Here is a 3,589-nt window from a genome sequence, read left to right as displayed (position 1 = left end):
CGGGCGCGGCGGCTGGAGGTTCGCGGCGTGGTGCTGGAATTGCGGGGGCACGCGGTGGTGCTGGACGGGCGGTTGCGTCCGATCGCGCCGGCGCCGATGGCGGTTCTGCGGGCGCTGGCCCGGCGTCCGGGGCATGTGGTGTCGCGGGCGGAGTTGTGCGGGGTGCTGCCGGGCCGGCCGCTGGCGTCCGGCCACATTCCAGGCCCGGCGGGGGCAGGTGCGAGGCGCGGGCGGGGGGCACGGCCACGAGCCGATGAGCACGCGGTGGAGATGGCGGTGGCGCGGTTGCGGCGGGGCCTCGGACGGTCGGGGATCGTCGAGACGGTGGTGAAGCGGGGTTACCGGCTGGCGTGCGATCCGCGGGATCCGGCCGCCGGGAGCGTCTGAACGCGAGGTTCAAAGCGTCGGCAGGTCGTTTGCCTGAGTGTGCAACAGTGGAGGGAAATGCCGTGGAGCGGGACGGCGGGGGCGCGTAGGGTACGGCGGTGGCGCCGGGCCGCTCCGGCGCGGCCGGCCAGCGCGGCCGACCTGCGAGGAGGCTGTATGCCGGAGGACGGGGCGCCCGCGGTCGAGGTGGCCGGGCTGGTCAAGCGGTTCGGCGGCGTCGAGGCGGTGCGGGGGATCGAGTTCGCGGTGCGGCCGGGGGAGATCTTCGGGTTCCTCGGGCCGAACGGCGCGGGCAAGTCCACCACGATCAACATGCTCTGCACGCTGCTGCGCCCCACGGAGGGGTCGGCGCGGGTCGCCGGCTTCGACGTGGTGCGCGAGCGCGACGACGTGCGCCGCAACATCGGCCTGGTGTTCCAGGATCCGACGCTGGACGGGTACCTGAGCGGGGAGCAGAACCTGCGGTTCCACGCCGAGCTGTACGGGGTGCCGCGCGGGGTGCTCGGCGACCGGATGCGGCAGGTGCTGGAGATGGTCGGGCTCTGGGACAAGCGCGGCGACCGGGTGCAGACGTACTCGGGCGGGATGAAGCGGCGGCTGGAGATCGCGCGGGGGCTGCTGCACTCGCCGCGGGTGCTGTTCCTGGACGAGCCCACGGTGGGCCTGGACCCGCAGACGCGGGCGTCGATCTGGGAGTACATCCGGGACCTGCGGGCGGCCGAGCAGATCACGATCTTCATGACGACGCACTACATGGACGAGGCCGAGTACTGCGACCGGATCGCGATCATGGACTCGGGGACGATCGTGGCGCTGGACACGCCGGAGGCGTTGAAGGCGGGCGTCGGCAAGGACCGGGTGCAGATCCACACCGACGACGACGAGGCGGCGATCGCGGCGCTGGCCGAGCGGTTCGGAGTGGCGGCGGCGGTCGCCGAGGGCGCGGTGACCTTCGCGGTGGCGTCGGGTGAGGAGTTCGTGCCGAGGCTGTTCGCCGAGCTGGGGACGCCGATCCGGTCGGTGAGCGTGTCGCGGCCGTCGCTGGACGATGTGTTCATGTCGTTCACCGGCACGACCATCCGGGACGCGGAGGGCACGTCGAAGGACTGGATGCGGATGGCGATGCGCGGGCGGGCGGGGTGACCGGCGAGATGAAGGCGGTGGACGGCGTGACGGCGACCGGGCGGGACGGCGCGCGGACCTCGCGGCCGGAGCCGGGACCGGGACGGGAGCCGGGACCGGGACGGGAGCCTGGGCCGGTGGTGCGCGTCGCGGTGCCGGAGCGCAGCATCGTGCACGACCTGCGCGCGGTGAAGATCGTCCTGCACCGGGAGCTGATCCGGTACGGGCGGGACCGGATGCGGATGGTGTCGGGGCTGGTGCAGCCGGTGCTGTGGCTGCTGGTGATGGGCACCGGGCTGTCGAACCTGATGACGGCGGGCCGCGGCGGTGGACCGGCCGGGACGCACGTGGACCTGAAGACGTTCATCTTCCCCGGCGTGTGCGCGATGACGGTGATGTTCACCGCGATGTTCTCGGCCGGGTCGATCGTGTGGGACCGGGAGTTCGGGTTCCTGCGGGAGATGCTGGTCGCGCCGGTCAGCCGGTCGTCGATCGTGGTCGGCAAGTGCATCGGCGGCGCGGTGGTCGCGACGCTGCAGGGCGCGGTGATTCTGGCGCTGGCCGGGCTGGCGGGCGTCCCCTACGACCCGGTCCTGCTGCTGCAGCTGCTCGGGCTGATGTTCTTGGGGGCGTTCGCGCTGACCGGGTTCGGGGTGATGATGGCCGCGCGGATCAAGAGCATGCAGTCGTTCTTCGGGCTGATGCAGATGGCCATGATGCCGATGATGTTCCTGTCCGGGGCGCTGTACCCGCTGTCGGGGCTGCCGGTGTGGCTGACGGTGCTGACCCGGTTCAACCCGCTGACCTACGCGGTGGATCCGCTGCGCCAGGCGGTGTTCTCGCGGCTGTCGCTGACGCCGGAGCTGCGCCGGACGTTCGATCCGGGCGTGACCTGGGGCGGCTGGCGGGTGCCGGTGGGGTTGGAGATCGTCCTCGTGCTGCTGATCGGGCTGGTGCTGATGGGCGTGGCGATCGTGGAGTTCCGCCGCTCGGAGTAGGAAGACGAGAAGGCCTCCGCGACCAGGGATCGCGGAGGCCTTCTCGTGCGGGCGGGCCGAGGGCCAGCCAGGACGGTCAGACGGCGAAGTCCAGGAGTGGCTGGGCGTTGCTGGGGTGCCGCAGCTTGGACAGCGACTCCTTCTCCAGCTGGCGGATCCGCTCGCGGGTCAGGCCGAGGGCCTTGCCGATCTCGTCCAGGGTGCGGGGCGTCCCGTCGTACAGCCCGAACCGCATCGCCATGATCTTGGCTTCGCGCGGGTTCAGGATGTCCAGGGTGCGGCGCAGCTGGTCGGCCATGAGCTGGCGGTCGACCAGCTCGGACGCCTCGGGGCTGTCGGTGTCCTCGATGAGGTCGCCGATGCGGGTCTCGCCGTCCTCGCCGATGGTGGAGTCCAGGCTGATCGGCTGGCGGCTGGTGCGCAGCAGCTCGCGGACCTGCTCGGGGCTCTTGTCGAGTTCGAGCGCCAGCTCCTCCGGGGTGGGCTCGCGGCCGAGGCGCTGGTGCATGTCGCGCTCGATGCGGCTGAGCTTGCTGAGCATCTCCAGCACGTGGACGGGCAGCCGGATGGTGCGGGCCGAGTCGGCGAAGCCGCGCTGGATGGCCTGCCGGATCCACCACATGGCGTAGGTGGAGAACTTGTAGCCCTTGGAGTAGTCGAACTTCTCCACGGCGCGGATCAGGCCGAGGTTGCCCTCCTGGACGACGTCCAGCAGGGACAGGCCGCGGTCGGAGTACTTCTTGGCGACCGACACGACCAGCCGCAGGTTCGCCTCCAGCATGTGGGCCTTGGCGCGGCGGCCGTCGCCGGCGACCCACTCCAGCTCGATGCGGTACTGGTCGGAGATGGCGTCGCCGGTCTCCAGCAGGTGCTCGGCGTACAGGCCGGCCTCGATGCGCTTGGCGAGGTCGACCTCCTGCTCGGCGGTGAGCAGCTGCCGCCGCCCGATCGCCTTGAGGTAGGTGTGGACCGAGTCGCCCATGGTGGTGGACTGGTCGTCCAGGTCGGCGATGGCGGTGTCGGCGGCCTCGACCTCGGTGAGCTCGAACGCGCCGTCGTCGGGGCCGGTCTCGGTGTCGGTG

Annotated in this window: 3 protein-coding genes and 1 pseudogene; 3 read left to right on the top strand and 1 reads right to left on the bottom strand. The window is 71.6% G+C overall.

The window, feature by feature from the left end:
* The 3 genes and pseudogenes from AB0J52_RS32225 to AB0J52_RS32215 form a co-directional block, all read left to right on the top strand.
* Positions 1-387: pseudogene (locus AB0J52_RS32225) on the top strand (hypothetical protein); the annotation flags it as partial.
* A gap of 156 nt (positions 388-543) precedes the next feature.
* The gene (locus AB0J52_RS32220) at positions 544-1,530 is read left to right on the top strand and encodes an ATP-binding cassette domain-containing protein (protein ID WP_500186593.1); all 987 of its coding nucleotides are present in this window, start codon (positions 544-546) and stop codon (positions 1,528-1,530) included.
* Complete coding sequence (locus tag AB0J52_RS32215; RefSeq protein WP_500186591.1) at positions 1,527-2,507, top strand: ABC transporter permease; 981 nt, start codon at positions 1,527-1,529, stop codon at positions 2,505-2,507. The genes AB0J52_RS32220 and AB0J52_RS32215 overlap by 4 nt, the downstream gene beginning before the upstream one ends.
* Positions 2,508-2,583: 76 nt before the next feature.
* Here the strand turns inward: AB0J52_RS32215 and AB0J52_RS32210 are convergent.
* Positions 2,584-3,589 (bottom strand): RNA polymerase sigma factor (locus tag AB0J52_RS32210; RefSeq protein ID WP_500186589.1); only part of this gene is annotated, 1,006 nt, incomplete at its 5' end.

The sequence above is a fragment of the Spirillospora sp. NPDC049652 genome (genome assembly GCF_040675125.1).
Taxonomy (GTDB): domain Bacteria; phylum Actinomycetota; class Actinomycetes; order Streptosporangiales; family Streptosporangiaceae; genus Spirillospora.
Note: the sequence above shows the minus strand (reverse complement) of the source record. Positions and strands in the feature narration are given on the sequence as shown.